The 25,304-nt window shown below is 70.1% G+C and carries 25 protein-coding genes, 1 tRNA gene and 2 pseudogenes; 18 read left to right on the top strand and 10 right to left on the bottom strand.

All coding sequences use genetic code 11. From position 1 onward, the window contains the following. Positions 1-304: pseudogene (locus GA0115254_RS48030) on the top strand (hypothetical protein); the annotation flags it as partial. Between the two features lie 21 nt (positions 305-325). Next, positions 326-535 carry a hypothetical protein gene (locus GA0115254_RS37075; RefSeq protein WP_093899646.1) on the top strand — a complete coding sequence of 70 codons (210 nt, stop codon included), beginning with the start codon at positions 326-328 and terminating at the stop codon, positions 533-535. A gap of 88 nt (positions 536-623) precedes the next feature. Here the strand turns inward: GA0115254_RS37075 and GA0115254_RS37070 are convergent. From GA0115254_RS37070 to GA0115254_RS37045, 6 genes and pseudogenes are all read right to left on the bottom strand, one after another. Next, positions 624-845: pseudogene (locus GA0115254_RS37070) on the bottom strand (large conductance mechanosensitive channel protein MscL); the annotation flags it as partial. A 108-nt stretch (positions 846-953) separates the two neighbouring features. Further along, on the bottom strand, positions 954-1,571 hold the full coding sequence (locus GA0115254_RS37065) for a hypothetical protein (protein ID WP_370741005.1): 618 nt from the start codon (positions 1,569-1,571) through the stop codon (positions 954-956). A gap of 148 nt (positions 1,572-1,719) precedes the next feature. Then, the gene (locus GA0115254_RS37060) at positions 1,720-2,553 is read right to left on the bottom strand and encodes an S-methyl-5'-thioadenosine phosphorylase (protein WP_093899645.1); all 834 of its coding nucleotides are present in this window, start codon (positions 2,551-2,553) and stop codon (positions 1,720-1,722) included. 81 nt (positions 2,554-2,634) lie between these two features. After that, positions 2,635-2,985, bottom strand: coding sequence for an FmdB family zinc ribbon protein (locus GA0115254_RS37055; RefSeq protein ID WP_093899644.1), 351 nt, complete (start codon positions 2,983-2,985; stop codon positions 2,635-2,637). Positions 2,986-3,199: 214 nt separating this feature from the next. Continuing rightward, a complete protein-coding gene (locus tag GA0115254_RS37050; RefSeq protein WP_093899643.1) occupies positions 3,200-4,486 on the bottom strand; it encodes an MFS transporter in 1,287 nt (428 codons plus the stop codon). A gap of 347 nt (positions 4,487-4,833) precedes the next feature. Continuing rightward, the gene (locus tag GA0115254_RS37045) at positions 4,834-6,372 is read right to left on the bottom strand and encodes a potassium/proton antiporter (RefSeq protein ID WP_256102969.1); all 1,539 of its coding nucleotides are present in this window, start codon (positions 6,370-6,372) and stop codon (positions 4,834-4,836) included. 289 nt (positions 6,373-6,661) lie between these two features. Here GA0115254_RS37045 and GA0115254_RS37035 point away from each other — a divergent pair, with 289 nt between their 5' ends. Next, entirely contained in the window at positions 6,662-9,415 is a 2,754-nt protein-coding gene (locus GA0115254_RS37035; RefSeq protein ID WP_093899641.1) for a penicillin acylase family protein, read from the top strand. Here the strand turns inward: GA0115254_RS37035 and GA0115254_RS37030 are convergent. Then, the gene (locus tag GA0115254_RS37030) at positions 9,405-9,992 is read right to left on the bottom strand and encodes a 5-formyltetrahydrofolate cyclo-ligase (protein ID WP_093899652.1); all 588 of its coding nucleotides are present in this window, start codon (positions 9,990-9,992) and stop codon (positions 9,405-9,407) included. The genes GA0115254_RS37035 and GA0115254_RS37030 overlap by 11 nt on opposite strands. 106 nt (positions 9,993-10,098) lie before the next feature. Here GA0115254_RS37030 and galU point away from each other — a divergent pair, with 106 nt between their 5' ends. The 7 genes from galU to GA0115254_RS36995 all read left to right on the top strand — a co-directional run bounded on the left by galU (position 10,099) and on the right by GA0115254_RS36995 (position 15,616). Then, complete coding sequence (galU, locus tag GA0115254_RS37025; protein WP_093899651.1) at positions 10,099-11,001, top strand: UTP--glucose-1-phosphate uridylyltransferase GalU; 903 nt, start codon at positions 10,099-10,101, stop codon at positions 10,999-11,001. Positions 11,002-11,005: 4 nt separating this feature from the next. Further along, positions 11,006-12,316: a molybdotransferase-like divisome protein Glp gene (gene glp, locus GA0115254_RS37020; protein ID WP_093899640.1), complete on the top strand. Its 1,311-nt coding sequence runs from the start codon at positions 11,006-11,008 to the stop codon at positions 12,314-12,316. 123 nt (positions 12,317-12,439) lie between these two features. Next, positions 12,440-12,940: a cyclic pyranopterin monophosphate synthase MoaC gene (moaC, locus tag GA0115254_RS37015; RefSeq protein WP_093899639.1), complete on the top strand. Its 501-nt coding sequence runs from the start codon at positions 12,440-12,442 to the stop codon at positions 12,938-12,940. Then, positions 12,937-13,545, top strand: a complete 609-nt coding sequence (locus GA0115254_RS37010; RefSeq protein WP_256102968.1) for a MogA/MoaB family molybdenum cofactor biosynthesis protein — start codon at positions 12,937-12,939, stop codon at positions 13,543-13,545. Before moaC ends, GA0115254_RS37010 begins: the two co-directional genes overlap by 4 nt. A gap of 17 nt (positions 13,546-13,562) precedes the next feature. After that, the gene (locus GA0115254_RS37005; protein WP_093899638.1) at positions 13,563-14,174 is read left to right on the top strand and encodes a GNAT family N-acetyltransferase; all 612 of its coding nucleotides are present in this window, start codon (positions 13,563-13,565) and stop codon (positions 14,172-14,174) included. A 158-nt stretch (positions 14,175-14,332) separates the two neighbouring features. Further along, positions 14,333-15,445, top strand: coding sequence for a divisome protein SepX/GlpR (gene glpR, locus GA0115254_RS37000; protein WP_093899637.1), 1,113 nt, complete (start codon positions 14,333-14,335; stop codon positions 15,443-15,445). A gap of 97 nt (positions 15,446-15,542) precedes the next feature. After that, positions 15,543-15,616 (top strand) — tRNA-Ala (locus tag GA0115254_RS36995). Positions 15,617-15,720: 104 nt separating this feature from the next. On the opposite strand, the gene GA0115254_RS36990 is transcribed toward GA0115254_RS36995, so the two are convergent. Next, the gene (locus GA0115254_RS36990) at positions 15,721-15,993 is read right to left on the bottom strand and encodes a hypothetical protein (protein ID WP_093899636.1); all 273 of its coding nucleotides are present in this window, start codon (positions 15,991-15,993) and stop codon (positions 15,721-15,723) included. A gap of 209 nt (positions 15,994-16,202) precedes the next feature. On the opposite strand from GA0115254_RS36990, the gene GA0115254_RS36985 reads away from it, so the two are divergent. The 3 genes from GA0115254_RS36985 to GA0115254_RS36975 all read left to right on the top strand — a co-directional run bounded on the left by GA0115254_RS36985 (position 16,203) and on the right by GA0115254_RS36975 (position 19,006). Then, the gene (locus tag GA0115254_RS36985) at positions 16,203-16,799 is read left to right on the top strand and encodes a winged helix-turn-helix domain-containing protein (protein ID WP_093899649.1); all 597 of its coding nucleotides are present in this window, start codon (positions 16,203-16,205) and stop codon (positions 16,797-16,799) included. 184 nt (positions 16,800-16,983) lie between these two features. Then, the gene (locus GA0115254_RS36980; RefSeq protein ID WP_093899635.1) at positions 16,984-17,769 is read left to right on the top strand and encodes an SAM-dependent methyltransferase; all 786 of its coding nucleotides are present in this window, start codon (positions 16,984-16,986) and stop codon (positions 17,767-17,769) included. Positions 17,770-17,854: 85 nt separating this feature from the next. Then, on the top strand, positions 17,855-19,006 hold the full coding sequence (locus GA0115254_RS36975; RefSeq protein WP_093899634.1) for a serine hydrolase domain-containing protein: 1,152 nt from the start codon (positions 17,855-17,857) through the stop codon (positions 19,004-19,006). Between the two features lie 27 nt (positions 19,007-19,033). Here GA0115254_RS36975 and GA0115254_RS36970 read toward each other — a convergent pair whose 3' ends face one another. Next, a complete protein-coding gene (locus GA0115254_RS36970; RefSeq protein ID WP_093899633.1) occupies positions 19,034-19,513 on the bottom strand; it encodes a GNAT family N-acetyltransferase in 480 nt (159 codons plus the stop codon). 50 nt (positions 19,514-19,563) lie between these two features. Between GA0115254_RS36970 and GA0115254_RS36965 the strand changes: the two genes are divergently transcribed. After that, positions 19,564-20,379: an exodeoxyribonuclease III gene (locus tag GA0115254_RS36965; RefSeq protein WP_093899632.1), complete on the top strand. Its 816-nt coding sequence runs from the start codon at positions 19,564-19,566 to the stop codon at positions 20,377-20,379. 68 nt (positions 20,380-20,447) lie between these two features. Here GA0115254_RS36965 and GA0115254_RS36960 read toward each other — a convergent pair whose 3' ends face one another. Beyond that, positions 20,448-21,098: a MerR family transcriptional regulator gene (locus GA0115254_RS36960; protein WP_093899631.1), complete on the bottom strand. Its 651-nt coding sequence runs from the start codon at positions 21,096-21,098 to the stop codon at positions 20,448-20,450. 168 nt (positions 21,099-21,266) lie between these two features. Here GA0115254_RS36960 and GA0115254_RS36955 point away from each other — a divergent pair, with 168 nt between their 5' ends. The 4 genes from GA0115254_RS36955 to GA0115254_RS36940 all read left to right on the top strand — a co-directional run bounded on the left by GA0115254_RS36955 (position 21,267) and on the right by GA0115254_RS36940 (position 24,936). Further along, a complete protein-coding gene (locus GA0115254_RS36955) occupies positions 21,267-22,790 on the top strand; it encodes a flavin-containing monooxygenase (RefSeq protein ID WP_093899630.1) in 1,524 nt (507 codons plus the stop codon). Next, entirely contained in the window at positions 22,787-23,737 is a 951-nt protein-coding gene (locus GA0115254_RS36950; protein ID WP_093899629.1) for an alpha/beta fold hydrolase, read from the top strand. Before GA0115254_RS36955 ends, GA0115254_RS36950 begins: the two co-directional genes overlap by 4 nt. Then, the gene (locus GA0115254_RS36945) at positions 23,734-24,627 is read left to right on the top strand and encodes an SDR family oxidoreductase (protein ID WP_093899628.1); all 894 of its coding nucleotides are present in this window, start codon (positions 23,734-23,736) and stop codon (positions 24,625-24,627) included. Before GA0115254_RS36950 ends, GA0115254_RS36945 begins: the two co-directional genes overlap by 4 nt. Positions 24,628-24,711: 84 nt before the next feature. Further along, the gene (locus GA0115254_RS36940; RefSeq protein ID WP_093899627.1) at positions 24,712-24,936 is read left to right on the top strand and encodes a hypothetical protein; all 225 of its coding nucleotides are present in this window, start codon (positions 24,712-24,714) and stop codon (positions 24,934-24,936) included. Positions 24,937-25,304: the final 368 nt, after the last annotated feature.

The following is a 25,304-nucleotide window of genomic DNA, read 5'->3' as shown; positions in this document are numbered from 1 at the left end:
CCCGCCGCCCTCCGGGGCCACCGGGCCCCGGTCCGCCGCGCCCCGGTCCGCCACCGCCCGCGCGACCGCGGCCGACGTCGGGCCCCCACCGCCCTACCCAGGATGATCACCTGCGCGTCGACCACAAAGGCAAGGTGTGGTCCTGGCGATGACCGTCGTCATCGGACAGCTCTGGGGCCTGACCGTCATCGTCGACGCGTGGCTGGCGGGCAACACCGGTACGGCCTGGTGGGGTGCAGGCTTCCTCTGTCTGTCGTTCCTCGCCGTCCTCGGGCCGCGGGCTCTCGACCCGAAGGATCGCTGACCACGGTCGTACCCTTGAGATATGAGCACCGCCCCCGCCCCCGGCCCGCGCGATTCGAAGCCGACCCAGCCGGAACAGACGAAACCCAAACCGGCTCTGGTCTTCGACGATCCGCTGGACCAGCAGTCCGCGGACGATACGGACCGAGGGTGGGGCGAGCGGGCCCCGGCCGGCGGCAGCGCCGCCGATCTGGCGCGCTTTCTCGACGAGAAGCCGCCCCACCACATCTGAGCCCCCGCTCCGTGGTGGTCCGACGACGCTGCTTCCGGTCTTCCTGCCGCGCCTCCCGCTACTGGTCGTGACCTCGGCCGGGGACCTGCCCGAGGGCCCCGCACCCCGGGCCGCCGCGCTGTGCGACGAGGGCGTCGCGGATCTCCTTCAGCACCTCCAGCTCGCTGACCTCCAGCGTCTCCTGCACGCACTCCTTCGCGGCCTGCATGGCCGCCCGCCCGGCAAGGTACTTGACCATGGGCAGCACCATCAGGAAGTAGACGACGGCCGCCGTGATCACAATGCTGAGAGTGGCGCTGAGCACCGAGCCCGCATGTGCCGTAGGCGGAGCAAACCCCTCCGCAACTTACGGCAGTCAGCGATGGAACCACCCGATCTGCGCCTTTGGTGCGGTGACTTGATGGTTCATCAGTACGCATCAGCACAGGGTCACCGCCAGCCTGGCCGAGATACTCGCACCGGCCAGCGATGCGGCCGTGCCGCGGGGGACTGACAGCACGATCAGCGCACCGTCCTCCGCGGGGCCCTCGGCCGAGGTCTGCGGTACATCTGCCACCCGCGCGCCCTTCGCCAGCACCCGGGCATCGGCTCCGGCCCCCTCGGCGGCGATCACGTCGACGCGGTCCCCCGGCCGTAACAGCCGCACCGTCCCCGCATCCGCGATCCGGACCGGCGCGGACACCAAGGGGACCGGCCGCCGCGCTCGCTCCGGCGCCGATCCGGCCGTATCCCCCGCCCCTGCCCCATGCGCCGCATCGCCGCCCGCGCCGTTCCCGCCCAGCCCCGTCGCGGCCAGCGCGGCAGCCGTCAGGGCCAGCCCGGCGGCCAGTGCGCGACGCTGCCGCCACAGAGCCCGCCGCAGCCGGTGTCCACCACCTCCGCGCACCCGCAACGGCTCGAACGCGGGCACACCACAGGGCGGGGGAGTCGACGCCGGAGGCCCTGGAGCCATGGCCGGAGCGGATCGTTCAGAGGGCACACACGGGGACGACGGGAACGACGGGGACGACGGGAACGACTGGGACGACGGGAACATGGCCAACACCACCTGCTGTGAGGAGTTTCGGACGAACACCCCTCACGATCCACCAGCCACGAGTTTCCCGCCGTGGCCTGTGGACGGCCCCGGCGTTGTGGACAACCCCGTCACCCACCCACGCCGCAACCGTCACGCACCCACCCCGCTAAGGAAGCTCGATCCCCGTCTCGAGCCCGTCCAGCGCATGCGAGCACGGGCAGTCGCGGTCCGCCTCCGCAGGCAGCGCGGCCACCAGATCGAAGAGCACCGCGCGCAGCCGGTCCACGTTGGCCGCGAACACCTTCAGCACCTCCCCGTGCGAGACGCCCTCCCCGGCCTCCGCGCCCGCGTCGAGGTCCGTCACCAGCGTCATCGTCGTGTAGCAGAGGCCCAGTTCACGGGCGAGGACCGCCTCCGGGTGCCCGGTCATCCCGACCACCGACCAGCCCATCGCCGCATGCCAGCGCGATTCGGCCCGGGTCGAGAAGCGCGGCCCCTCGACCACCACCAGCGTCCCGCCGTCCACCGGCTCCCAGCTCTTCGCGCGAGCCGCCGCCAGCGCGGCCCTGCGCCCATCGGGGCAGTACGGATCGGCGAAGCCCAGATGCAGGACGTTCGGCTCCGCGCCATCGGCCCGGATCTCCCCGTCGTAGTACGTCTGCGTCCGGGCCTTGGTGCGGTCCACCAGCTGGTCGGGCACGAGCAGGGTGCCCGGCCCGTACTCCGGACGCAGGCCGCCCACCGCGCACGGGCCGAGCACCTGACGTACGCCGACGGAGCGCAGCGCCCACAGGTTGGCCCGGTAGTTGATGCGGTGCGGCGGCAGATGGTGGCCGCGTCCGTGGCGGGGCAGGAAGGCGACCCGGCGGCCGCCGACCTCGCCGAGGAACAGGGAGTCGCTCGGCTGTCCGTACGGGGTGTCCACACGCACCTCCGTGACGTCCTCCAGGAAGGAGTACAAGCCCGAGCCGCCGATGACACCGATCTCTGCGTTCACCATGCGATCACACTAGCGGCGCGGGAAAACGCCGAGGACCCCGCCGAACGGATCGGTGGGGTCCTCGGGGAAGTGCGGTTCGGCTCAGGCGGCCGACGTGCCGCTCGTCGAGGACGACGAAGAAGACGCGGCGGACGAGGAGGAAGCGGACGACTTCGTGTCCGAACCCGAACCCGAACCCGACCCCGTCGACGAATCGGACGAAGCGGAACCGGACGCCTTCGCCGAGGCCGACGCCGGCGTGCTGCTCGACGAGGAGCCACGGCTGTCGTTCCGGTAGAAACCGGAACCCTTGAAGACAATGCCGACCGCCGAGAACACCTTCTTCAGGCGTCCTTCGCAGTTCGGGCACACGGTCAGGGCGTCATCGGTGAACTTCTGCACCGCCTCGAGGCCCTCGCCACATTCGGTGCACTGGTACTGATAGGTCGGCACTTGTCTTCCTCCTGGCACTCTCACTCGATGAGTGCTAACAGTCGTCCATGGTAGCCGCTACGGGCCGCTGCTTGCAGTAATGTCTGTCACCTGCCCGGAGGGCAGCGGTCAGGGCTTGGCCGTCATGAGGGCCGCCGGCCTGAGTGAAAAGCTGCCACATTATGTGGCGGAGGAGTCACCCTGACGTATTCCGCTGATGCGAGCGCATGAATCGTCACTCTCCGGCCGCGACAGGATCACGGTGAACCGCGCCGCGTGCGGCCGTGATGGTCGCGCGGGCCGGTGTCAGTCTCGAACGCAGTGCCACCAGGGTGACCAGCGCCAGTACGGTCCCCACCAGCGGCACCACAAAACCGGTGCTCGCGCCGTGGGCGTCGGCGAGCCGCCCGGCGACCGTCACCGCGGCCGCCTGGCCGAGGGCGACCGAGCCCGTCAGCCAGGTGAACGCCTCGGTCCGGGCGGACCCCGGCACCAGCGCCTCGACCAGCGTGTAGCCGCTGATCAGGGCCGGGGCGATGGAGAGTCCGACCAGCAGTCCGAGCCCGGCCAGCAGGGGCACGGAGTGCACAGCCCACAGTCCGGACGCGGTCAGGGTCAGCGCCGCGTACCCGACGATCAGACGCCGCCGCGGCCCGCTCTTCCAGGCGATGGCGCCGCAGGCGATCCCGGCCAGCATGTTGCCGGCCGCGAAGACTCCGTACAGCAGACCGTTCGCCCCGGGCCGGCCGATCTCCTCGGCGAAGGCGGTCAGCGAGACCTGCATGCCGCCGAAGACCGCGCCGATGCCCAGGAAGGCCACCGCGAGCACCCGCACACCCGGTACGGACAGGGCGGACGCATGCCGCTGGGAGGTGCCGGACTCGGTGCTGCGCACCGCGGGCTGCGTGCGGCGCTGCGCGGCGAAGAGCAGTCCGCCGACCAGGGTCAGCCCGGCCTCCGTGATCAGACCGGCCGCCGGGTGCACTCCCGTACACAGTGCGGTGGCGAGCACCGGGCCGATGACGAAGGTGAACTCGTCCGTCACCGATTCGAAGGCGGCCGCGGTGGACATCAGCGGTGAGGCCTTGCAGCCCGGTGCCGCGCCCAGTACGGCCGCCCAGCGGGCCCGTACCATCGGCCCGATCTGCGGAACGGACGCACCGGTCGGCACGGCCGCCGCGAACAGGGCCCACAGGGGCGCGTCCGCCAGCGCCAGCGCCGTCAGTGCCGATACGGACGCCGCGTGCACCAGGACACCGGGCAGCAGCACGGCGCGCTGGCCGAAACGGTCGGCGAGCTTGCCGGTCTGCGGTGCGAACAGGGCCATGGAGACACCGGTCACGGCGGCGACGGAGCCCGCGCTGCCGTAAGAGCCGGTGGTGTGTTGAACCAGTAGCACGATGCCGATCGTCAGCATCGCGAAGGGCTGCCGTGCGGCGAAGCCCGGCAGGAGAAACGTCCACGCACCGGGGGTGCGCAGCAACTGCCCGTAACCGGGGCGGTCGGAGACCGTGGACGCCACGGTCCATGCCTTTCTGCCGCCTGGTGGCCGAGCTCCCGCAGGTCCGGGCCGGCACAGTCGGTGCGGGCTCGTGCGGGTGCTGCCGAGAGCTGTCCTCTTCGCGCGGAACTGCGGTAGATGCCGGGCGCTCAGCAGAGGCGGAGGACGCCACGACCGCCATACGGTCGCGCCAGCTCTGCATCAGGCAGAGTTGGTCGTTCGGGTTGGTCGATCGGGTTGACCGGCCCCACTGCGGAGGCCGATCAGGTTTCCTTCATGATACAGGCGGACGCCCTTGCACACCTCTGATTGTGCGCAAGGTGCCCACCCCCGCCTCGGATCGGCAGCACACCGCCCCTGTGGCCCTGTCAGTGGCGCGCTTTCGGCCCGTCGGTCTTCCCCGCCTTCTTCACGGCCTTCAGTGCGTGCGCCACCTCATGGGCCACATGAGGCCCGGCGAGGCTCTTGCCACCGCTGCCGCTCGTCCCCAGCCAGCCCGCGAGCTTGCCGCCCTCGCCGACCGCGCGCAGCCGTTCCTCCGCCGCGTCGCGCACCGGGTCGGTGGTGACCACCAGCAGTTCGTCGCCGCGCCGCAGCACGGTCGACGGCGCCGGTACGAAGCTCTTCTCGTCCCGTACGACCAGGGTGACCGCGGCCCCGGCGGGCAGCCGGAGCTCCCCGACCTCCACGCCGTGCATCTTCGACCTCCCGGGGATCGCCACCGACAGCAGGTGGCCGCGCAGCCGCTCCAGCGGCGCCGACTCGATGCCCAGGTCGGCGGCCTCGGCCGGGTCGTCGGCGATCTTCAGGGCCTTCGCAGCCCAGGGCAGGGTCGGCCCCTGGATGAGGGTGTAGACGACGACGAGCACGAAGACGATGTTGAAGACCCGGGTGGATCCCTCGATTCCGGACACCATCGGAATCGTCGCCAGGATGATGGGTACGGCTCCGCGCAGCCCCGCCCAGGACATGAAGGCCTTCTCCTGCCAGGGCAGCCGGTACGGCACCAGCGAGATGAAGACCTCCAGCGGACGTGCCACCACGGTAAGTACCAGTCCCACGATGACCGCGGGCCAGAAGTCGTCGTACAGATCGTGCGGGGTGACCAGGAGTCCGAGCAGCACGAACATGCCGATCTGGGCCAGCCAGCCGAGCCCGTCGGCGAAGCCGCGGGTGGCGGGCCAGTGCGGCAGTTTGGCGTTGCCGAGGATCATCGCGGCCAGATAGACGGCGAGGAAGCCACTGCCGTGGGCCAGGGCGCCGGCCGCGTACGCGGACACCGCGATCGCCATCACGGCGATCGGATACAGACCGGACGCGGGCAGCGCCACATGACGCAGTCCGAAGGAGCCGAGCCAGCCGACGGCGAGACCGACGGCCGCACCGATCGCGAGCTCCAGGGCTATCTCACCGAGCAGTACGTACCAGTGCTCCACCGGTCCCCTGGTCGAGAAGGCCACCACCAGGATCACGACGGGGGCGTCGTTGAAGCCGGACTCGGCCTCCAGCACACCGGTGACCCGGGCGGGGAGCGGCACCTTGCGCAGCACGGAGAAGACCGCGGCGGCGTCCGTCGACGAGACGACCGCGCCGATGATCAGCGCCTGCCGCCAGTCCAGGCCGACCAGGTAGTGCGCCCCGGCCGCGGTGACGCCGACGCTCACCGCGACGCCGACGGTCGAGAGCATCGCGGCGGCCGGCAGCGCGGGCTTGATCTCTTTCCACTTCGTGCCCAGGCCACCCTCGGCGAGGATCACGACCAGTGCGGCATAGCCGATCACCTGAGTCAGTTCCGCATTGTTGAACTTGACGTCGAAGATGCCGTCCTGCCCCATGACGACCCCGATGCCGAGGTACAGGAGCAGGCTGGGGAGCCCGCTGCGGGAGGAGACGCGCACCGCCGCCACGGCGACGAGCAGGACGAGTGAGCAGACGAGCAGGAGTTCGTTGAGCGTGTGGACAGTCAGTGGCCGTTCCTTCCCTGCGTACGCCTGCCGAATTCGACCCTCGGCATCGGCCGATGGTGGCCGGTACTTCGTTACCTTACCTAATCTTTAACGTTTTCTTGACGCGGTCGAGCATTCGTACGATCGCTGCGCAATGCGAACGATGCCGATGCCGCGTCAGAGCCGCCGGGGCGCTGCGCCTATGGTTGCTCCTGCACTCCCAGGACCACCTGCCCCTCGAAGGACAGCGATGCCCGCCAACACAACCGCCTCTTCCGGCACCACCGGTTCCGCCGGTGGGAAGACCGGCAGGAAGAAGGGGCGACGTGCCCGCCTGATCGTGATCGTTCTGGTGCTGGCGCTTGTCGCGGGTATCGGTTACGGCGCGTTCTGGTCCGTATCCACCGTGCGGGCCTCGTACCCGCAGACGACCGGTTCCATCAAGCTCGACGGCCTCGACGGCAACGTCGACGTCAAGCGCGACAGCTACGGAATCCCGCAGCTGTACGCGGACTCCGATGCCGATCTCTTCCGCGCCCAGGGCTTCGTGCAGGCGCAGGACCGCTTCTGGGAGATGGACGTCCGCCGCCACATGACGGCGGGCAGGCTCTCCGAGATGTTCGGCTCCGGACAGGTCGAGACGGACTCCTTCCTGCGCACGCTCGGCTGGCGCAAGGTCGCGCAGGAGGAGTACGACAACGTCCTGTCCGCGGACACCAAGAAGAACCTCCAGGCGTACGCGGACGGCGTGAACGCCTACCTCAAGGGGCGCGACGGCAAGGACATCTCCGTCGAGTACGCCGCCCTCGGTCTCACCAACGACTACAAGCCGGCCGAGTGGACCCCGGTCGACTCGGTCGCCTGGCTCAAGGCCATGGCCTGGGACCTGCGCGGCAACATGCAGGACGAGATCGACCGCTCGCTGATGACCAGCAGGCTCGACGCGAAGCAGATCGAGGACCTCTACCCGCCCTACCCGTACAAGAAGCACAAGCCGATCGTCGACGGGGGTGCGATCTCCTCGGTCACCGGGAAGTTCGACCCGGACGCGACGCCGTCGTCGTCCGGCCTCGGCTCGGACACCGTGCAGGGCGCCACCGAGGGCGTGAACACCCAGCTCTCCTCGCTCTCCGACACGCTCGACCAGATTCCGGCGCTGCTCGGCCCGAACGGCAGCGGCATCGGGTCCAACTCCTGGGTGGTCTCCGGCGACTACACGACGACCGGCAAGCCGCTGCTCGCCAACGACCCGCACCTGGCGCCGCAGCTGCCCTCGCTCTGGTACCAGATGGGGCTGCACTGCCGGGAGATCACGGCGAAGTGCCGGTACGACACCGCCGGCTACACCTTCTCCGGCATGCCCGGCGTGATAATCGGCCACAACCAGGACATCGCCTGGGGCTTCACCAACCTCGGCGCGGACGTCACCGACCTCTTCCTGGAGAAGGTCTCCACCGACGGCTATCTCTACGACGGCAAGGTCAAGCCGTTCACCGTCCGCAAGGAGACCATCAAGGTCGCGGGCGGCAAGAGCCGGGAGATCACCATCCGCGAGACCAACAACGGTCCGCTGGTCTCCGACCGCAGCAGCGAGCTGGAGAAGGTCGGCCAGAAGGCCCCCGTCGCCAACGCGGCTCCGGACCGGGCCGACGGCTACGCGGTCGCCCTGAAGTGGACCGCGCTGGAACCCGGCAAGTCCATGGACGCGGTCTTCGAGCTCAACCGGGCCAAGGACTTCCCGTCCTTCCGCAAGGCGGCCGAGCACTTCGAGGTTCCCTCGCAGAACCTGATCTACGCCGACACCAAGGGCCACATCGGCTACCAGGCGCCTGGAAAGATCCCGGTCCGCCTCCAGGGCGACGGCACGATGCCCAGCCCCGGCTGGTCCTCGGCCTACGGCTGGAAGAAGGACCCGGTCCCGTTCGACGAGCTGCCCTACGAGTACGACCCGAAGCGCGGCTACATCGTCACCGCCAACCAGGCCGTCATCGACGAGGAGAAGTACTCCCACCTGCTCACCAAGGACTGGGGCTACGGCACCCGCAGCCAGCGGATCAGCGACCTCATCGAGTCGAAGATCAAGGGCGGCGGGAAGATCTCGACCGAAGACATGCAGAAGATGCAGATGGACAACACCAGCGAGATCGCCGCGCTGCTGGTGCCCGAGCTGATGAAGATCAATGTCTCGGACAAGAGCGTCCGCGAGGCACAGAAGCTCCTGGAGGGCTGGGACTACACCCAGGAGCCCGACTCGGCCGCGGCCGCGTACTTCAACGCGGTCTGGCGCAACATCCTCAAGCTGGCCTTCGGCGACAAGCTGCCCAAGGAGCTGCGGGTCGAGGGCGAGTGCCTCAATGTGCCCCGAGCCGACAGCTCGGGCCCGGTCGACGAGCAGGGCAAGCTGGTGCGCGAGTGCGGCCGGCGCGACGCGGACACGGCACAGCCGGACGGCGGTGACCGCTGGTACCAGGTCGTCGCCGACCTGATGGACGACCAGAACAGCGACTGGTGGAAGTCGCGGGCGAGCGGACGGGACGAGGCGACCGAGAACCGGGACGAACTCTTCGCCCGCGCCATGGAGGACGCCCGCTGGGAGCTGACCGCCAAGCTCGGCAAGGACATCACCACCTGGAGCTGGGGCCGGCTGCACCAGCTGACCCTGAAGAACCAGACCCTCGGCACCGAGGGTCCCGGTCTGCTCCAGCGGATCCTCAACCGCGGTCCGTGGGACCTCGGCGGCGGCGAGGCCGCGGTGAACGCCACCGGCTGGAACGCGGCGGGCGGCTACGAGGTCGTCTGGGTGCCGTCCATGCGGATGGTCGTCAACCTGGAGGACTGGGACAAGTCCCGCTGGATCAACCTCACCGGCGCTTCCGGGCACGCGTTCAGCGCGCACTACACCGATCAGACCGACAAATGGGTCAACGGTGAACTGCTCGGCTGGTCCTTCGGGACGAACGCCGTCGCCAAGTCGACGACCGACACCCTGACCCTCAAACCGTAGGGCCCATCCGGCGGATCACGGCAGGCGTCACCACCACGTCGACGGGGTGGTCGTGCGGTTCCTCAGGGACCTGCGCGACCACCTCGTTGTCGTACAGCAGGACGACCAGCGCCGGATGCGCTCCCGCCGCGGCGAGCCGGGCCAGCACCCGGTCGTAACTGCCGCCGCCGCGACCGAGCCGCATGCCGCGCGCGTCCACCGCGAGCCCCGGCAGCAGGACCGCGTCGGCGTCCAGGACCGCGTCGGGACCGAGGTGCTCCCCGTCCGGCTCCAGGAGCCCACGGCCGGCCCGGACCAGACGATCGGCTCCCTCGTACGGCGCCCAGTCCAGATCGTTGTCCGCGAGGAGCACCGGCAGCAGCACCCGTACGCCCCGCTCGCGCAGCGCGTCCAGCAGGGCGCGGGTGCCCGGCTCGCTCCCCACCGAGACGTATGCGGCGACGGTGCGCGCCCCGGAGAGCTCCGGAAGACTCAATGCGCCCCGGGTCAGAACCGTCGCGGCGTTTTCCACGTCTTCCCTGGGCAGAAGGCGTCGTGCGGCCAGCAGTTCACGCCTGAGAAGCGCCTTTTGGGACATGTCGGTGTTCAATGGGCACCTTTGAATGGCTTGTATGTACATATAGGCGTACAAAGTTAACCGGAGTCTCATCTTCCGCCCATGCGCTCCGGTTATGGTTCTGCGCATGACTCAGTCGCACCCCAGGATCAGCAAGGCTGTCATCCCGGCCGCAGGCCTCGGTACCCGCTTCCTGCCGGCCACCAAAGCCACTCCCAAGGAGATGCTGCCTGTCGTCGACAAGCCTGCGATCCAGTACGTCGTCGAGGAAGCGGTGGCCGCCGGCCTCTCCGACGTCCTGATGATCACCGGCCGCAACAAGCGCCCCCTTGAGGACCACTTCGACCGCAATTACGAGCTGGAGTCCGCGCTCACCCGCAAGGGAGATGCCGAACGGCTCCAGAAGGTCCAGGAGTCGAGTGACCTGGCCACCATGCACTACGTCCGGCAGGGCGACCCGCGCGGCCTCGGCCACGCCGTGCTGTGCGCCGCACCGCACGTCGGCGACCAGCCGTTCGCGGTCCTCCTCGGCGACGACCTGATCGACCCGCGCGACCCGCTGCTGGCCCGCATGGTCGACATCCAGGAGCGCGAGGGCGGCAATGTCATCGCGCTGATGGAGGTCGCGCCGGAGCAGATCCACATGTACGGCTGCGCGGCCGTCGAGTCCACCGCCCAGGGCGATGTGGTGCGCGTCACCGGCCTGGTCGAGAAGCCCGACACGGCCGAGGCGCCCAGCAACCTCGCCGTCATCGGCCGCTATGTCCTGGACCCGGCCGTCTTCGACATACTGCGTAAGACCGAGCCGGGCCGCGGCGGCGAGATCCAGCTCACCGATGCCCTTCAACTCCTCGCCGAGGACGAGAAGATCGGCGGCCCCGTGCACGGCGTCGTCTTCAAGGGGCGCCGCTATGACACCGGTGACCGGGGCGATTACCTCCGTGCCATTGTCAGACTCGCGTGCGAACGTGAAGACCTGGGCCCGGACTTCCGGACCTGGCTCCGCAGTTACGTCACCGAGGAGATGTAGCACTTTGAGCAGCACGATCTGGTCGGTGGACGAGCACCTGGAAGACATTCTCGGCGCAGTGCGACCGCTCGAACCCATCGAGCTGCAACTGCACGACGCACAGGGCTGCGTCCTCGTCGAGGACGTCATCGTGCAGATCGCGCTGCCGCCCTTCGACAACAGCTCGATGGACGGGTACGCGGTCCGTGTGGCCGATGTCCAGGGCGCCGACGAGGAGTTCCCCGCGGTGCTCACCGTCATCGGTGACGTCGCGGCGGGAAGCGACGGGCTGCCCGGCGACCGGAGCGTCGGCCCGGGCGAGGCCGCCCGCATCATGACCGGCGCCCCGCTGCCGGCCGGTGCCGAGGCCGTGATCCCGGTCGAGTGGACCGACGGCGGGACGGGCGGCGGCCCCGCCGACACCATGCGCGCCCACCGCGCCGCACCCGAAGGCGCGGGCGGCGAGGTCCGCGTGCACCGCCCCGTCGAGGCCCGCGCCCATGTCAGGGCCCGCGGCAGCGACGTCAAGCCGGGCGATCTGGCCCTGCGCGCCGGATCGGTGATCGGCCCGCCGCAGATCGGGCTGCTCGCCGCGATCGGCCGCTCGACGGTGAAGGTACGGCCCCGGCCGCGCGTCGTCGTCATCTCGACCGGCAGCGAACTGGTGCAGCCCGGCGAGGAGCTGACCGGTGGCCGGATCTACGACTCGAACAGCTTCGCGCTCACGGCCGCCGCCCAGGACGCCGGGGCGATCGCCTACCGGGTCGGTGCCGTCACCGACGACGCCGACACGCTCCGCGCCACGATCGAGGACCAGCTGATCCGCGCCGACATCGTCGTCACCACCGGCGGCGTCAGCGTCGGCGCGTACGACGTCGTCAAGGAAGCCCTGTCGTCGGTGGGCGACGAGGACGAGCCCGGCAGCGGCATCGACTTCCGCAAGCTGGCCATGCAGCCCGGCAAGCCGCAGGGCTTCGGCTCGATCGGCCCCGAACACACGCCGCTGCTGGCGCTCCCGGGCAACCCCGTCTCGTCGTACGTCTCCTTCGAGCTGTTCGTACGCCCCGCAATCCGCGCCCTGATGGGACTTCCGGACGTGAACCGCCCCACCGCCAGGGCCAAGCTGAACACCGACAAGGCACTCACCTCGCCGTCCGGTAAGCGCCAGTTCCTGCGCGGTACGTACGACGCGGAGGCCGGCACCGTCACCCCCGTCGGCGGCGCCGGATCGCATCTGATCGCCGCTCTCGCCCAGGCGGATGCGCTGATCGTGCTGCCCGAGGACGTCACCTCCGCCGAGCCCGGCACGGACACCGAGGTGATCCTGCTCCGTTGATCCCCGGGCGGTGGCGGTACGGTATCTGCCGCTGTGCCTTCCCGGGGACACCCCCGGGCCCCGGGCCCGCACCCCGGTGCGGGCCGAGCGGGCAACCGGCGCCCTACCGCGAGGCGGAGTTAGTTGAGTACGCAGAACAGGCTGACGCACATCGACGAGGCGGGCGCGGCCCGTATGGTCGACGTCTCGGAGAAGGACGTCACCGCGCGGGTGGCCCGCGCGAGCGGCCGGGTCCTCGTCTCGCCGCGCGTCGTCGAGCTGCTCCGCGGCGAAGGAGTCCCCAAGGGTGACGCCCTCGCCACCGCCCGCATCGCCGGAATCATGGGCGCCAAACGCACCCCCGAACTGATCCCGCTCTGCCACCCGCTCGCCGTCTCCGGCGTCGAGGTCGGCCTGAGCGTCGCCGACGACGCGGTGGAGATCACCGCCACGGTGAAGACCACCGACCGCACCGGCGTCGAGATGGAGGCCCTGACCGCCGTCTCGGTCGCCGCGCTCACCGTGATCGACATGATCAAGGCGGTCGACAAGGCGGCAGTCATCACGGACGTACGGGTCGAGTCGAAGTCGGGCGGCAAGTCCGGCGAGTACCGGCGCACCACGCCGGACGGAGCGGACGCATGACCGCGCCCGACGCGGTGGCCTCCGGCGGGCCGGACCGGAACGCGGCGTCCGGAACCGGGCAGTCCGGTGACGCCCGGCAGGCCGAGCCTCCGCTCGGCGGCGCACTGACCGCGCCGTACGCCGCCCTCGTCGTCACCGCATCCAATCGGGCCTCCGCCGGGATCTACGCGGACAAGGGCGGCCCCCTGATCTCCGAGGCGCTCACGCAGCTCGGGTTCGCGGTCGACGGCCCCCGGGTCGTGCCCGACGGCGACCCGGTCGAACAGGCGCTTCGCGACGGGGTGGCCGCCGGGTACGACGTCATCGTCACGACCGGCGGTACGGGCATCTCGCCCACCGACCGCACCCCCGACGCCACCCGTCGCGTCCTCGACCACGAGATCCCCGGCATCCCCGAGGCGATCCGCGCCGAGGGCCGCGACAAGGTGCCCACCGCCGCGCTCTCCCGTGGCCTCGCGGGCGTCGCCGGTCGCACACTCATCGTGAACCTGCCGGGCTCCACCGGCGGGGTGCGCGACGGCCTCGCCGTCCTCGCACGTCTTCTGGTGCACGCCGTCGACCAGCTTCGCGGCGGCGATCACCCCCGACCCGGGAGCCCGAGCTGAACGTCCCGACCTGGCCGGTGGTCCTCAACGACGGCGAGATCACCCTCCGTCCGGTGAAGATGCGCGACCAGCGCATGTGGCGCGAGGTCAACCGGCGCAACCGTGACTGGCTGCGCCCCTGGGAGGCGACCGTGCCGCCGCCCGCCCCGGGCGGCCCGGTGGCCCAGCGCCCCACCTATCGCCAGATGGTCCGTCATCTGCGCTCCGAGGCCGCCGCCGGCCGGATGCTGCCCTTCGCCATCGAGTACGAGGGCCGTCTGGTCGGTCAGCTGACGGTCGCCGGGATCACCTGGGGCTCGATGTGTTCGGGTCACATCGGCTACTGGGTCGACCAGGACGTGGCGGGCCGTGGTGTGATGCCGACCGCGGTCGCCCTCGCCGTCGACCACTGCTTCCGCAGGGTCGGACTGCACCGCGTCGAGGTGTGCATTCGGCCGGAGAACGGGCCCAGCAGAAGGGTCGTCGAGAAACTGGGATTCCGTGAGGAAGGTCTGCGTCCGCGCTATCTCCACATCGACGGCGCCTGGCGGGACCATCTGATCTACGCGCTCACCGCGGAGGAAGTACCTGACGGGCTGCTCCGGCGCTGGCACCAGGCACGACCCGGAACGCCTCGGGAAATAAAATAAGTGTTCGATATTGATCGGCATGTGACCGCAAACGGACGCGCAAACACCCACTGCTGATCTGAACAATCACAAAAAAAGTCCTTGATATCAGCCGGATCGTGCGACACACCGTGCCAATTGGCGGATGCCCCCGTGCAAACCCCTCTACGGTGTGAGACGTGAGCAGCAGCGGCCTCATCTACGCAGTCATCGTCGGGGCCTGGGCCGCCTACTTGGTGCCGATGTGGCTCCGCAGGCAGGACGAGCTCAATGAAGCCCGTCCGACGGAACGCTTCAGCACCGCCATCCGGCTGCTGTCCGGACGGGCGGCCATGGAGCGCCGGTATGCCAAGGAGCTGCAGGAGCGCATCACCGAGGAGGCGGGGCCCGACGCCGACCCGGACGTCGTCACGGACCGAATGGATTCCGTGGACGTCCGGGCCTTCGCCGCGCCTCCGGCGCATACCGAAGCCCGGGTGTACGACCCGGCGCGCCTGGACCGGGAACGCCCCGGACCCGGTGCCGCGCGGCGCGCGCGCCCGCGCACCGGCGGGACGGACGCCGAGCGCGTCCGGCGTGCCCAGCGACTCCAGGTCCTCGCGCGCCGTCGGCGTACCACCGTCGTCCTCTTCCTCGCCTTCACCCTCGGCGCGGTAGTCGCGGCGGTCGGCGGCCTCGGCTTTCTCTGGGCACCCGCGGTTCCGGCGGTGCTGCTGAGCACGTACATCGTGCATCTGCGCGCCCAGGAGCGACACCGGTTCGCCTTCACCATGGACCGGCGCCGGGCCGAAGTGGCGGCGCAGCATCTGCGCGAGAACCGTCCCCGCAGGCACCAGCCGGCCGCGGCGGCCCCCGCCGAGGCCGACGAGGAGCCCGAAGGGCGCCGCCCCGAGCCCGAGCCCGCACCGGCGGTCTCCCCGCAGGAGGCCGGCCGCCGCGCCCTGGTCGAGCAGACGGACCACGCGGAATGGGTCGACCAGCAGCGTGAACGCGGCCGGGTCCAGGGCGACAGCTGGGAGCCGGTCCCGGTTCCCCTGCCGACGTACGTCACCGCGCCCGTCGCCCCGCGCGCCACGGGCGGCATCGAGGTCGGCAACCCGGAGACCTGGAGCGCGGCCCGCTCCAGCACCGCCGAGCCCACCCAGACGGGTACCTCGCACCCCGTGGCGCCCCCTGTCGACCCGGCGCCGCGCCAGCGCACCAGCCAGTCCCGCCGCACCCGCGACCGTGGCCGGACCCCGCTCTTCGACCAGTACGAGGACGGGGAACGCCCCCGTGCCGCCAATGAGTGAGCCCCTTCGGGCCCCGCTGCGACACCGACTCGGCTGACCAGCACGGACCGGATTTCCAAGCACCCCCGCGGGGGTGCTAAAGTTTCACTCGTTGCAAGGGCCTGTGGCGCAGTCTGGTAGCGCACCTCGTTCGCATCGAGGGGGTCTGGGGTTCAAATCCCCACAGGTCCACCGCAGACACAAGATCCCGTCCGATCGAAAGATCAGGCGGGATCTTGTCGTTCCGGGCCCGCCCTCCGCGACGGGCCCATGAGAGGAAGGGGCCTCACGGGCCGTCAGTGACGGCGAGCTGCCCACAGCCAGGTGACATCGATCACCGCGATCGCGCCCCAGATCCAGCAGATGGCGGCAACGCCGGGCGGTGCGAGTGCCGTTGCGAGGGCGCCGAGTGCAACCGTGCCCAGCACCACCCGGGCGCCGCGCCCCGCGGTCAGGGACTCGCGCAGCAATCCTGGTTCCGTCAGCCGGTCGGACAGGTAGGCATCGAACGCCTCCGCGACCTGGTCGTCGATCTCGTCCCGCAGCCGGGCGTCCAGTGAGTCAGACACGGGCGGCCGCCCGGGGCGCGCCGGCCGTTGGCCGGAAAGCTGTCGCCCCGGCTGCCGGCGACAGCCTTCCTGTCAGGTCTCTGTGCATCTGCGCCCCCGCGATTCCCGGCGCCCGGTGGCGCCTTCCGGACCAAAATAGCGATTGCAGAGATGTTCTGCAAACATTCTCTGCAATGATTGCAGAACATCTCTGCAGTATGCTGGCGGCCATGGTCGAGCGTCCCGAGACGAGAGTGCTCACCGGCCCGGACCTCAAGGCCTTCTACAAGGCGCTGTCCAACCCGGTGCGCCGCGACATCCTGAGTTATCTCGGCGAACACGGCGAAGCGAACTCCACCAGCGTCGCCAAAGCCCTCGGCGAGTCCACCGGTACCACCAGCTATCACCTGCGCAAGCTCGCCGACCTCAAGCTGATCGCGGAGATCGAGGAGCGTTCCACCGGGCGGGAGCGCTGGTGGAAGTCGCTCATGACGAACATCTTCACGCCGCCCGGCCTGGAGATGACGGCGGACGAACGCGAGGCCGCCGTGAAGATCGGCGCGCTCAAGATGACTCATGACCTGAGTCTGGTCGTGCGGGCGTACGCCGGGTACGACGCCTCGGAGGGCTGGAACCAGATCTACCGCGCCGGGCTGCGGATGACGAAGGAACAGGTCGCCGCGTTCACCGAGGAGTACCAGGCGCTGCTGCACAAGTACGCGAGCGGGCCCGGTGAACACCCGCCGGGCGCACGCCAGATGGCCGTACGTCTGGTGATGCTGCCCGACGACGGCCGCGGCGCCGCGCCACTGCTCGACGACATGTGAGGGCGGGCCCGCCGTGCGAGGCCGCGGAGCGTTCGCCGGCAGTTCCCCGGAGCCCGGGGCAGGACGGTGCGGACAGGGCCAACTACGCTGGCACTGCTCGCCCGTTGCGTGGGTCCTGCCGGGGTTCTTCCATGGTGGGCGGGTTCTCAGCTGCTCGTGATTTCCCCGTACGGAGGAGTGTCCTGTGACGGCCGGAATGCCCAAGCCCCAGATCGACACCAGCAAGCCCCACCCCGCGCGCGTCTACGACTGGCTGCTGGGCGGCAAGGACAACTATCCGGTCGACCAACAGGTGGGGGAGACGCTGCCCGAGGAGGCGCGGGGCAACGCGGCGCGGAACCGGGCCTTCATGCACCGGGCCTCCGCCTGGCTGGCCCTGGGCGGGATCGACCAGTTCCTCGACATCGGCACCGGCATCCCCACGGCGCCCAATCTGCACCAGGTCGTCCAGGCCGTCATGCCGACCGCCCGGATCGTCTACGCGGACAACGACCCGATAGTCCTGCGTCACGCGGAAGCGTTGCTGATCAGCAGCCCACAGGGTGCCACCGACTACCTCCACGCGGATGTGCGGCGGCCCGAGGTGATCCTCGAACACGCCCGTGAGCTGCTGGATTTCCGCAGGCCCATCGCGCTGTCGCTGATCGCCCTGATGCACTTCCTGCCCGACGACCAGGACCCGTACGGCATCACCCGCACCCTGGTCGACGCCCTGCCCGCGGGCAGCTTCCTGGTGCTTTCGCACGGCACGGCCGACCAGCATCCCGAGCTCCGGCAGGAGACCGAGACCGCGTACAGGAAGGGGGCGATCCCGCTGCGGATGCGTACCCGAAGCGAGGTCGAGCCCTTCTTCGACGGCCTGGACCTCGTCGAGCCCGGGCTGGTGTTCGCCACGGAGTGGTACCAGGAGGAGCCCGCGCCGACGCGGGAACGCAGCGGCTTCTACGCGGGTGTCGGGCGGGTGCGCTGAGCCGGAGGGAGTGACGTCCGGGACCGATGGGTCCGGGGCGGTGCGGCAGTCCTGCTCCTGAGCGCAATGGCGAGAGGGTGGACCGATGAGCAATCTGCACGACCTCCTGGCGAAGCATGTCGGCGGCGGGGCGGCGCCGGGAGCCGTGGGCCTGGTCGCCCGTGGCCGCCGGGTCGAGGTGACGGCGGTCGGCTCCGCCGATGCGGACGGCACGACCCCGATGGCCAGGGACTCGATCTTCCGCATCGCATCCCTCACCAAGCCCGTCATCGCCGCGGCCGTCATGATGCTGGTCGAGGACGGCCGGATCGCGCTGGACGACGCGGTCGGGCAGTGGCTGCCGGAACTGGCGGCACCGAAGGTGGTCCGCACCCCGGCCTCCCCGGTCGACGACGTGGTCCCGGCTGCCAGGGCGATCACGGTGGCCGATCTGCTCACCTTCCGGGCCGGGTGCGGATTCCCGTCCGACTTCTCGCTGCCGGTGGTCGGACTGCTGTTCAGCGAGCTGAAACAAGGACCGCCGCAGCCCCGGCTCATCGAGGCGCCGGATGCGTGGATGGCCACCCTGTCCCGCATTCCGCTGCTGCATCAGCCGGGCGAGGCCTGGCTGTACAACACCTGCTCCGACATCCTGGGGGTGCTGACCGCCAGGGTCTCGGGCCGGCCGTTGCCCGAGTTCCTGGCCGAGCGACTGTTCGCGCCGCTGGGCATGGCCGACACCGGGTTCGCGGTACCGGCCGAGAAGCTCGACCGGTTCACCAGCTACTACCGGACCGACCCGGAGGCCGGCGGTCTCCAACTGGTCGACGCGCCCGACGGGCAGTGGAGCAGCGTGCCCGTGTTTCCGTCCGGTGCCGGCGGGCTGGTCTCGACCGCGGACGACTGGTACTCCTTCGCCCGGATGCTGCTCGCCGAGGGCAGTGCCGACGGGCGCCGGCTGCTGTCGGCCGAGTCGGTGCGGCAGATGACCACCGACCATCTGACGCAGGCGCAGCGTGACGACAGCACGCTGTTCCTGGAGGGGCAGGGCTGGGGCTTCGGCGGCTCGGTCGATGTCGAGGCCATCGACCCCTGGAACGTGCCGGGACGCTACGGCTGGGTGGGCGGTACCGGAACGGCGGCGCACCTCACCCCGTCCACCGGCACGGTCACCGTTCTGCTCACTCAGCTGGAAATGGCCGGACCGACCCCGCCCGCGGTGATGCGGGAGTTCTGGCAGTACGCGGCCGAGGCCTGAGGCCCGCCCGCGGCCGTCACCTGCGGACTACAGCAGCGGCTTCGCGAAGCAGATGCTGCTCTCGTACGTGCGGTAGTGGCCGAACTTCTCGCACGGGGTGTAACCGCTCGATGTGTACAGCGCGATCGCCTCGGGCTGCTTGTCCCCGGTCTCCAGCACCATGCGACTACGGCCCGCCGCCCGCGCGTCGGCTTCCAGGGCGGCCAGGATGCGGCGCGCCAGCCCGTTGCCGCGGCCCTCGGGTATCACGAACATCCGCTTGATCTCGGCGTCGCCGTCGGAGTAGCCCTCGTCGTTCTGCTCCTGGGAGCGCCAGCCGCCGGTGGCGACCGGGCGGTCCTGCGCATCGTAGGCGAGGAGATACAGACCGTTCGGCGGTTCGAACATCGACGCGTCGAGCGGTGTGACATCGCCCTCGTCGCCGTATCGCTCGGCGTACTCGAGCTGCACCTGGTCGTTGAGTTTGACGGCATCGGCGTGATCGAAGGGCCGGGGATGGATATTCATGCGAATTATGGTACAGGTATGCGTTGTCCAGGTGTCGGTATCGTGCCGGAATGCTCACTGTGACCAGCGTCAATGTGAATGGGCTCCGTGCCGCCGCCAAGAAGGGCTTCGTCGAGTGGCTGGCCCGGACCGAAGCCGATGTGATCTGCCTGCAGGAGGTGCGGGCCGAGCCGCAGCAACTGCCCGACGAGGTGCGCGACCCCGAGGGCTGGCACACCGTGCACGCACCGGCCGCCGCCAAGGGGCGGGCCGGTGTCTCCCTCTATACGCGGCGGGCGCCCGAGCGCGTGCAGATCGGGTTCGGCGGCTTCGGGGCCGCCGGGAGCGAGGAGTTCGATGCGAGCGGCCGCTACATCGAGGTCGACCTTCCCGGTGTCACGGTCGCGAGCCTGTATCTGCCCTCGGGTGAGGTCGGCACGGAGAAGCAGGACGAGAAGGAGCGGTTCATGGCCGCGTTCCTCCCGTATCTGAAGGGCCTCAGGGAGCGGGCGGCGGCCGGCGGTCGTGAGGTCGTGGTGTGCGGTGACTGGAACATCGCCCACCAGGAGGCCGACCTGAAGAACTGGAAGGGCAACAAGAAGAACTCCGGCTTTCTCCCCGAGGAGCGGGAGTGGCTGACCCGGGTCTTCGACGAGGCCGAGTACGTCGATGTCATACGGGCGCTGCATCCGGAGGAGGAGGGGCCGTACTCGTGGTGGTCCTACCGCGGGCGGGCCTTCGACAACGACACGGGCTGGCGGATCGACTACCAGGTGGCGACGCCGGGGCTGGCCGGGCGTGCGGTGAAGGGCTGGGTCGAGCGGGCCGCGACGCACGGCGAGCGGTGGAGCGACCATGCGCCGGTGACGGTGGTCTTCGACCTGTAGGGCGTGCGGGGGCACGCTGATCAGGGGCCCTCTGGCAGGCATGTTCAGTGGGTCCTTGGCCCGTCCTGTCAGGAGACGGGTCTCCGCGGCGGGCGGTCGGTGCTGTCGTGGCGCAGCCGGCGGTCCAGGGCCATGGAGAGCTCGGCGTCCACCACCGCGCGGGCCAGTGGGCGCAGTTGGGGCGGTTCCATGACGTCGCTGTGGGCTTCGAGGGCGCCCACGAAGAGTTCGGCGAGAGCGTCCGCGTGCTCGCGGACCCGGCGGGCGGCCGAGAGCACCGTGGCGAGCGGCACCCCTTCCCGTACCAGCTCGGCCGACACCTCCAGGAGGCGTCGGCTGATGTGGACGATCTCGTCGCCATCGGTGGCCAGATAGCCCAGGTCGAGGGCGGCGGCCAGGTTCTCCGGGGTGACCTCGCCCTCGAAGTGGTCCGCGAGCTGTTCGGGGGTGAGGTGGACCGGGGTTTCCTCGGTCGGTTCGCCCAGGCCCAGCACCTCGGCGACATCGCGGCCACTCTCGAAGGTGCGGGCGAGATCGGCGATGCCGGTGAGGGTGTGGCCGCGCTCCAGCAGCCCCGCGATGGTGCGCAGCCTGGCCAGGTGGTGGTCGTCGTACCAGGCGATGCGCCCCTCGCGGCGGGGTGGTGAGATCAGGCCGCGCTCCCGGTAGAAGCGCACGGTCCGCACGGGGATACCGGCCTCCTTGGCCAGCTCCTCCATCCGGTATTCGCGGTGCTCGCGTCCTTCAGCCACACCCGCACCCTATGTTCTACCGCCGGTAACTTTCCCTCGTCGCACCCCTACCCATCGGTACGAAGCTGCTCTACTCTCCCAACAATGCCAGTGATTGCTGGCAGAGTCGTGTGACGTACCGCGGGAGGCGGCAGCATGGCCCAGCACGAGCACGTACGAGTGGCGGTGATCGGATCCGGATTCGGGGGCCTCGGGGCCGCGGTCCGGCTGCGCCGCGAAGGCATCACGGACTTCGTCGTCCTGGAACGGGCCGACTCCGTCGGCGGCACCTGGCGCGACAACAGCTATCCGGGCTGCGCCTGCGACGTACCGTCCCACCTCTACTCGTTCTCGTTCGCCCCCAACCCCGAGTGGCCGCGCACCTTTTCCGGACAGGAACACATCCGCGCCTACCTGGAGCATGTCGCGGACACCTTCGGGCTGCGCCCGCACATCAGGCTGGGCCATGAAGTGATGACGATGCGCTGGGAACGCGACGAGCTCCACTGGGTCATCGAGACCGGGGGCGGGGCCACGTTCACCGCCGATGTCGTCGTCTCCGCGACCGGCCCGCTCTCCGACCCGAAGATGCCGGACATACCCGGGCTCGACGGCTTCCCCGGCAAGGTCTTCCATTCGGCCCGCTGGGACCACGACTACGACCTGACCGGCAAGCGCGTCGCGGTGATCGGCACCGGAGCCTCCGCCATCCAGATCGTGCCCTCGATCCAGCCGAAGGCCGCCGAGCTGACGCTCTTCCAGCGCACCCCGCCGTGGGTCATGCCGCGCATGGACCGCAGGATCAGCGGCGCCGAGCGCTGGCTGCACCGCACGCTCCCCTTCACCGGCACCGCGCGCCGCGGACTGCTCTGGAGCATAAGGGAGTTGCAGGTCAGCGCCTTCACCAAGCACCCGAACGAGCTGCGCCTGGTCGAGACGATAGCCAAGTCCAACATGGCGCGGTCCATCAAGGACCCGGCGTTGCGGGCCAAGCTGACCCCCTCGTACCGCATCGGCTGCAAGCGCATCCTGCTGTCCAGCGCCTACTACCCGGCGCTCGCCCAGCCCAATGTGGAGGTGGTCGCCTCCGGTCTGGCCGAGGTCCGCGGCTCCACGGTCGTCGCCTCCGACGGTACGGAGACCGAGGCCGACGCGATCATCTTCGGCACCGGCTTCCATGTGACCGACATGCCGATCGCCGACCGGGTGGTGGGCGCGGAAGGCATCACGCTTGCAGAATCCTGGAAGGACGGCATGCAGGCGCTGCGCGGTGCGAGCGTGACCGGCTTCCCCAACTGGATGACGATCATCGGCCCCAACACGGGGCTCGGGAACTCCTCGATGATCCTCGTGATCGAGTCCCAGCTGAACTACATGGCCGACTATCTGCGCCAGCTGAACGTGCTGGGCGGCCGTGTCGCACTCGACGCGCGGCCCTCGGCGGTCGGGGCCTGGAACCGCCGCGTGCAGGAGCGGATGAAGCGCACCGTGTGGAACACCGGTGGCTGCACCAGTTGGTACCTGGACGCCAACGGTCGCAATACGACGGCCTGGCCGGGCACCACTTCCGAACTCCGCAAGGTGACGCGGTCGGTCGACCTCGCGGAGTACGAGGTCGTCCGGGTACCGAAGCAGACCGCTGCCCCCGAGCGGTCCGTCGTCGAGGAGATCGTGGGATGAGCCGGCTGCTGCGGCGCGACGACGCCCCGCCGGTCCCCGCGCGCGAGCTGACCGCGATCTCCGCCGACGGCGCCCGGATCCATGTCGAGGTGCACGGGCAGGACGGCGCCCCCGCGGTGGTCCTGTCGCACGGCTGGACCTGCAACACCCACTTCTGGGCCGCGCAGATCCGGGACCTTGCGGTGGACCACCGGGTCGTCGTCTACGACCAGCGGGGCCACGGCCGTTCGCCCGCGGTCGGCCGCGACGGGTACAGCACGAACGCCCTCGCCGACGACCTCGAAGCGGTGCTGGCCACCGCCCTCGAACCGGGCGAGCGGGCCGTGCTCGCCGGGCACTCCATGGGCGGGATGACGATGATGGCCGCCTCGCGGCGGGCCGGGCTGCGTGAGCACGCGGCCGCCGTACTGCTGTGCAGCACCGGCAGTTCGCGGCTGATCGCCGAGTCGCTGGTGGTGCCGTTGCGGGCCGGGGCCGTCCGTACCCGGATGACCCGCGCGATTCTCGGGGCGCGTGCCCCGCTCGGGCCGGTCACGCCGGTCTCCAGGCGGATACTCAAGTACGCCACGATGGGAGCGGGTTCGGCACCCGAACGGGTCGAGATCTGCGCCAGGATCGTGCACGCGTGCCCGCGGGCGGCCAGAGTCGCCTGGGGGCATGTCCTCGCTGATCTCGATCTCGACGCGGGGGTAAGGGAGTTGTGGGTGCCCACGGCGGTCATCGCGGGTACGGAGGACCGGCTGACGCCGCTCGCGCACGCCCGTGCCATCGCGGCGGCGCTCCCCGACTGCCTGGGGCTCACCGAGCTGGCGGGCATGGGCCACATGACACCGGTGGAGGCGCCGGAGGCGGTCACCGCGAAGATCCGGGAGCTCGTCACCGCGTACGTCCCGGCGGGCGGCGCGGACAGTGTGGACGGTACGGCCGAGAAGGAGGATGTCGCATGAGCGACAGGCGGAGTCTCGAAGGACAGGTCGTCGTCGTCACGGGCGCTGCGCGTGGCGTGGGTGAACTGCTGGCGCGCAAGCTCTCGGCGCGCGGAGCCAAGCTCGCGCTGGTCGGCCTCGAACCGGACGAGCTGAAGAAGGTCTCCGAGCGGCTGCACGCGGAGAGCGACCACTGGTTCGCGGACGTCACCGACCACGAGGCGATGGCGCGCGTCGCCGAGCAGGTCAAGGAGCGGTTCGGGAAGGTCGACGTCGTCGTCGCCAACGCCGGAGTCGCGTCGGGCGGTCCGTTCGTCGACTCGGACCCGGAGGCGTGGCGCCGGGTCATCGAGGTCAATCTGATCGGCGGTGCGGTGACGGGGCGGGCGTTCCTGCCGGTCCTCATGGAGAGCCGCGGGTACTTCCTGCAGATCGCCTCGCTCGCCGCGATAACGCCCGCGCCGATGATGACCGCGTACTGCGCGTCCAAGTCGGGGGTCGAGGCGTTCGCGCACAGCCTGCGGGCCGAGGTCGGCTATCGCGGGGTGAAGGTCGGGGTCGGCTATCTGTCCTGGACCGACACGGACATGGTGCGGGGCGCCGACCGGGACGACGTGATGCGGGAACTGCGGCAGCGGCTGCCCTGGCCGTCGAACCGTACATATCCGCTGGGTCCGGCGGTCGACCGGATCGTGGCCGGTATCGAGCGGAGGTCGGCGCATGTGTACGCGCAGTGGTGGCTGCGCGGGATGCAGTCCGTGCGGGGCTACCTGCCCTCGGTGATCGGTGTCGTCGGACAGCGCGAGATGCGGCGGTTCGGGGCGCGGCTGGAGGGCGTGAGCAAGGGACTCGTGGGCGCCGGAGGCGCGGCTGACCAGGACGCGCGGGCGGTGCGTACGCAGAGTAAGTGATCGAAATGCGACGAATGTCGGGGCGTGTAACTCTGGTCGAGGCCGTTACAGGCCATCCCCACGCACCCACTAGGAGTGAACAGCATGGGTATCGCAGACCAGTTCAAGGACAAGGCGCAGGAGCTCGCCGACCAGGCGAAGCGCAACCAGGGCGAGGGCCGCGAGGGCCACGAGGGCCGCGGCGAGGCTCGGAACCAGGGTCGGGAGCGGGCGCAGGGCGCGTCCGGGCGGGCCTCGAAGACGTCGCAGCAGGGCCGTAACAAGGCCCAGTCGACGACGCGCGACGCCCGCGAGAAGTTCGACCGCTGACGCGTTTCGCGACTCTGCGCGTTGTCTGTGAGGGGCGTGCCCGGGTCTCCGGGCGCGCCCCTTTCGCGTGGCGCGGATCAGGGCTTCCGCGGACCGCCGACGGGCGGAGGCCGGCTCCCGGCCGGGTGCGCGAACCCGCTGCAGGGCCGCGGCGTGAGTGAAGTCCGCTTCGCGGCGTCGCCGGACGCAGGGTCGTTGCGATTGGCGCCCTGCAGGGGCTTGATCCCGAGAAGGTCATCCGTCTCGGCTTCGCCTGTCACGAGGCTGTCGGGCCGGTGGTTCGAGCCCGACCCTCTCGAACCAGAGCCTTTTCGGGGGCTGTTAGCCTGCGGCGATCCATTCTTCGCTTACCGGACTCATACCAGTCC

This window comes from Streptomyces sp. Ncost-T10-10d (genome assembly GCF_900091955.1).
Lineage (GTDB): Bacteria > Actinomycetota > Actinomycetes > Streptomycetales > Streptomycetaceae > Streptomyces.
This window is presented reverse-complemented; position numbering and strand designations above follow the sequence as displayed.

Coding starts and splice junctions, on each gene's coding strand:
- GA0115254_RS36950 (WP_093899629.1), top strand. CDS start 22,787: ATGAGCCGGCTGCTGCGGCGCGACGACGCCCCGCCGGTCCCCGCGCGC.
- GA0115254_RS36975 (WP_093899634.1), top strand. CDS start 17,855: ATGAGCAATCTGCACGACCTCCTGGCGAAGCATGTCGGCGGCGGGGCG.
- GA0115254_RS36965 (WP_093899632.1), top strand. CDS start 19,564: ATGCTCACTGTGACCAGCGTCAATGTGAATGGGCTCCGTGCCGCCGCC.
- GA0115254_RS37060 (WP_093899645.1), bottom strand. CDS start 2,553: ATGGTGAACGCAGAGATCGGTGTCATCGGCGGCTCGGGCTTGTACTCC.
- GA0115254_RS36945 (WP_093899628.1), top strand. CDS start 23,734: ATGAGCGACAGGCGGAGTCTCGAAGGACAGGTCGTCGTCGTCACGGGC.
- GA0115254_RS36985 (WP_093899649.1), top strand. CDS start 16,203: ATGGTCGAGCGTCCCGAGACGAGAGTGCTCACCGGCCCGGACCTCAAG.
- GA0115254_RS36970 (WP_093899633.1), bottom strand. CDS start 19,513: ATGAATATCCATCCCCGGCCCTTCGATCACGCCGATGCCGTCAAACTC.
- galU (WP_093899651.1), top strand. CDS start 10,099: ATGACTCAGTCGCACCCCAGGATCAGCAAGGCTGTCATCCCGGCCGCA.
- GA0115254_RS37010 (WP_256102968.1), top strand. CDS start 12,937: ATGACCGCGCCCGACGCGGTGGCCTCCGGCGGGCCGGACCGGAACGCG.
- GA0115254_RS37075 (WP_093899646.1), top strand. CDS start 326: ATGAGCACCGCCCCCGCCCCCGGCCCGCGCGATTCGAAGCCGACCCAG.
- GA0115254_RS37065 (WP_370741005.1), bottom strand. CDS start 1,571: ATGTTCCCGTCGTCCCAGTCGTTCCCGTCGTCCCCGTCGTTCCCGTCG.
- GA0115254_RS37035 (WP_093899641.1), top strand. CDS start 6,662: ATGCCCGCCAACACAACCGCCTCTTCCGGCACCACCGGTTCCGCCGGT.
- GA0115254_RS37030 (WP_093899652.1), bottom strand. CDS start 9,992: ATGTCCCAAAAGGCGCTTCTCAGGCGTGAACTGCTGGCCGCACGACGC.
- GA0115254_RS36955 (WP_093899630.1), top strand. CDS start 21,267: ATGGCCCAGCACGAGCACGTACGAGTGGCGGTGATCGGATCCGGATTC.
- GA0115254_RS36960 (WP_093899631.1), bottom strand. CDS start 21,098: ATGGAGGAGCTGGCCAAGGAGGCCGGTATCCCCGTGCGGACCGTGCGC.
- GA0115254_RS36940 (WP_093899627.1), top strand. CDS start 24,712: ATGGGTATCGCAGACCAGTTCAAGGACAAGGCGCAGGAGCTCGCCGAC.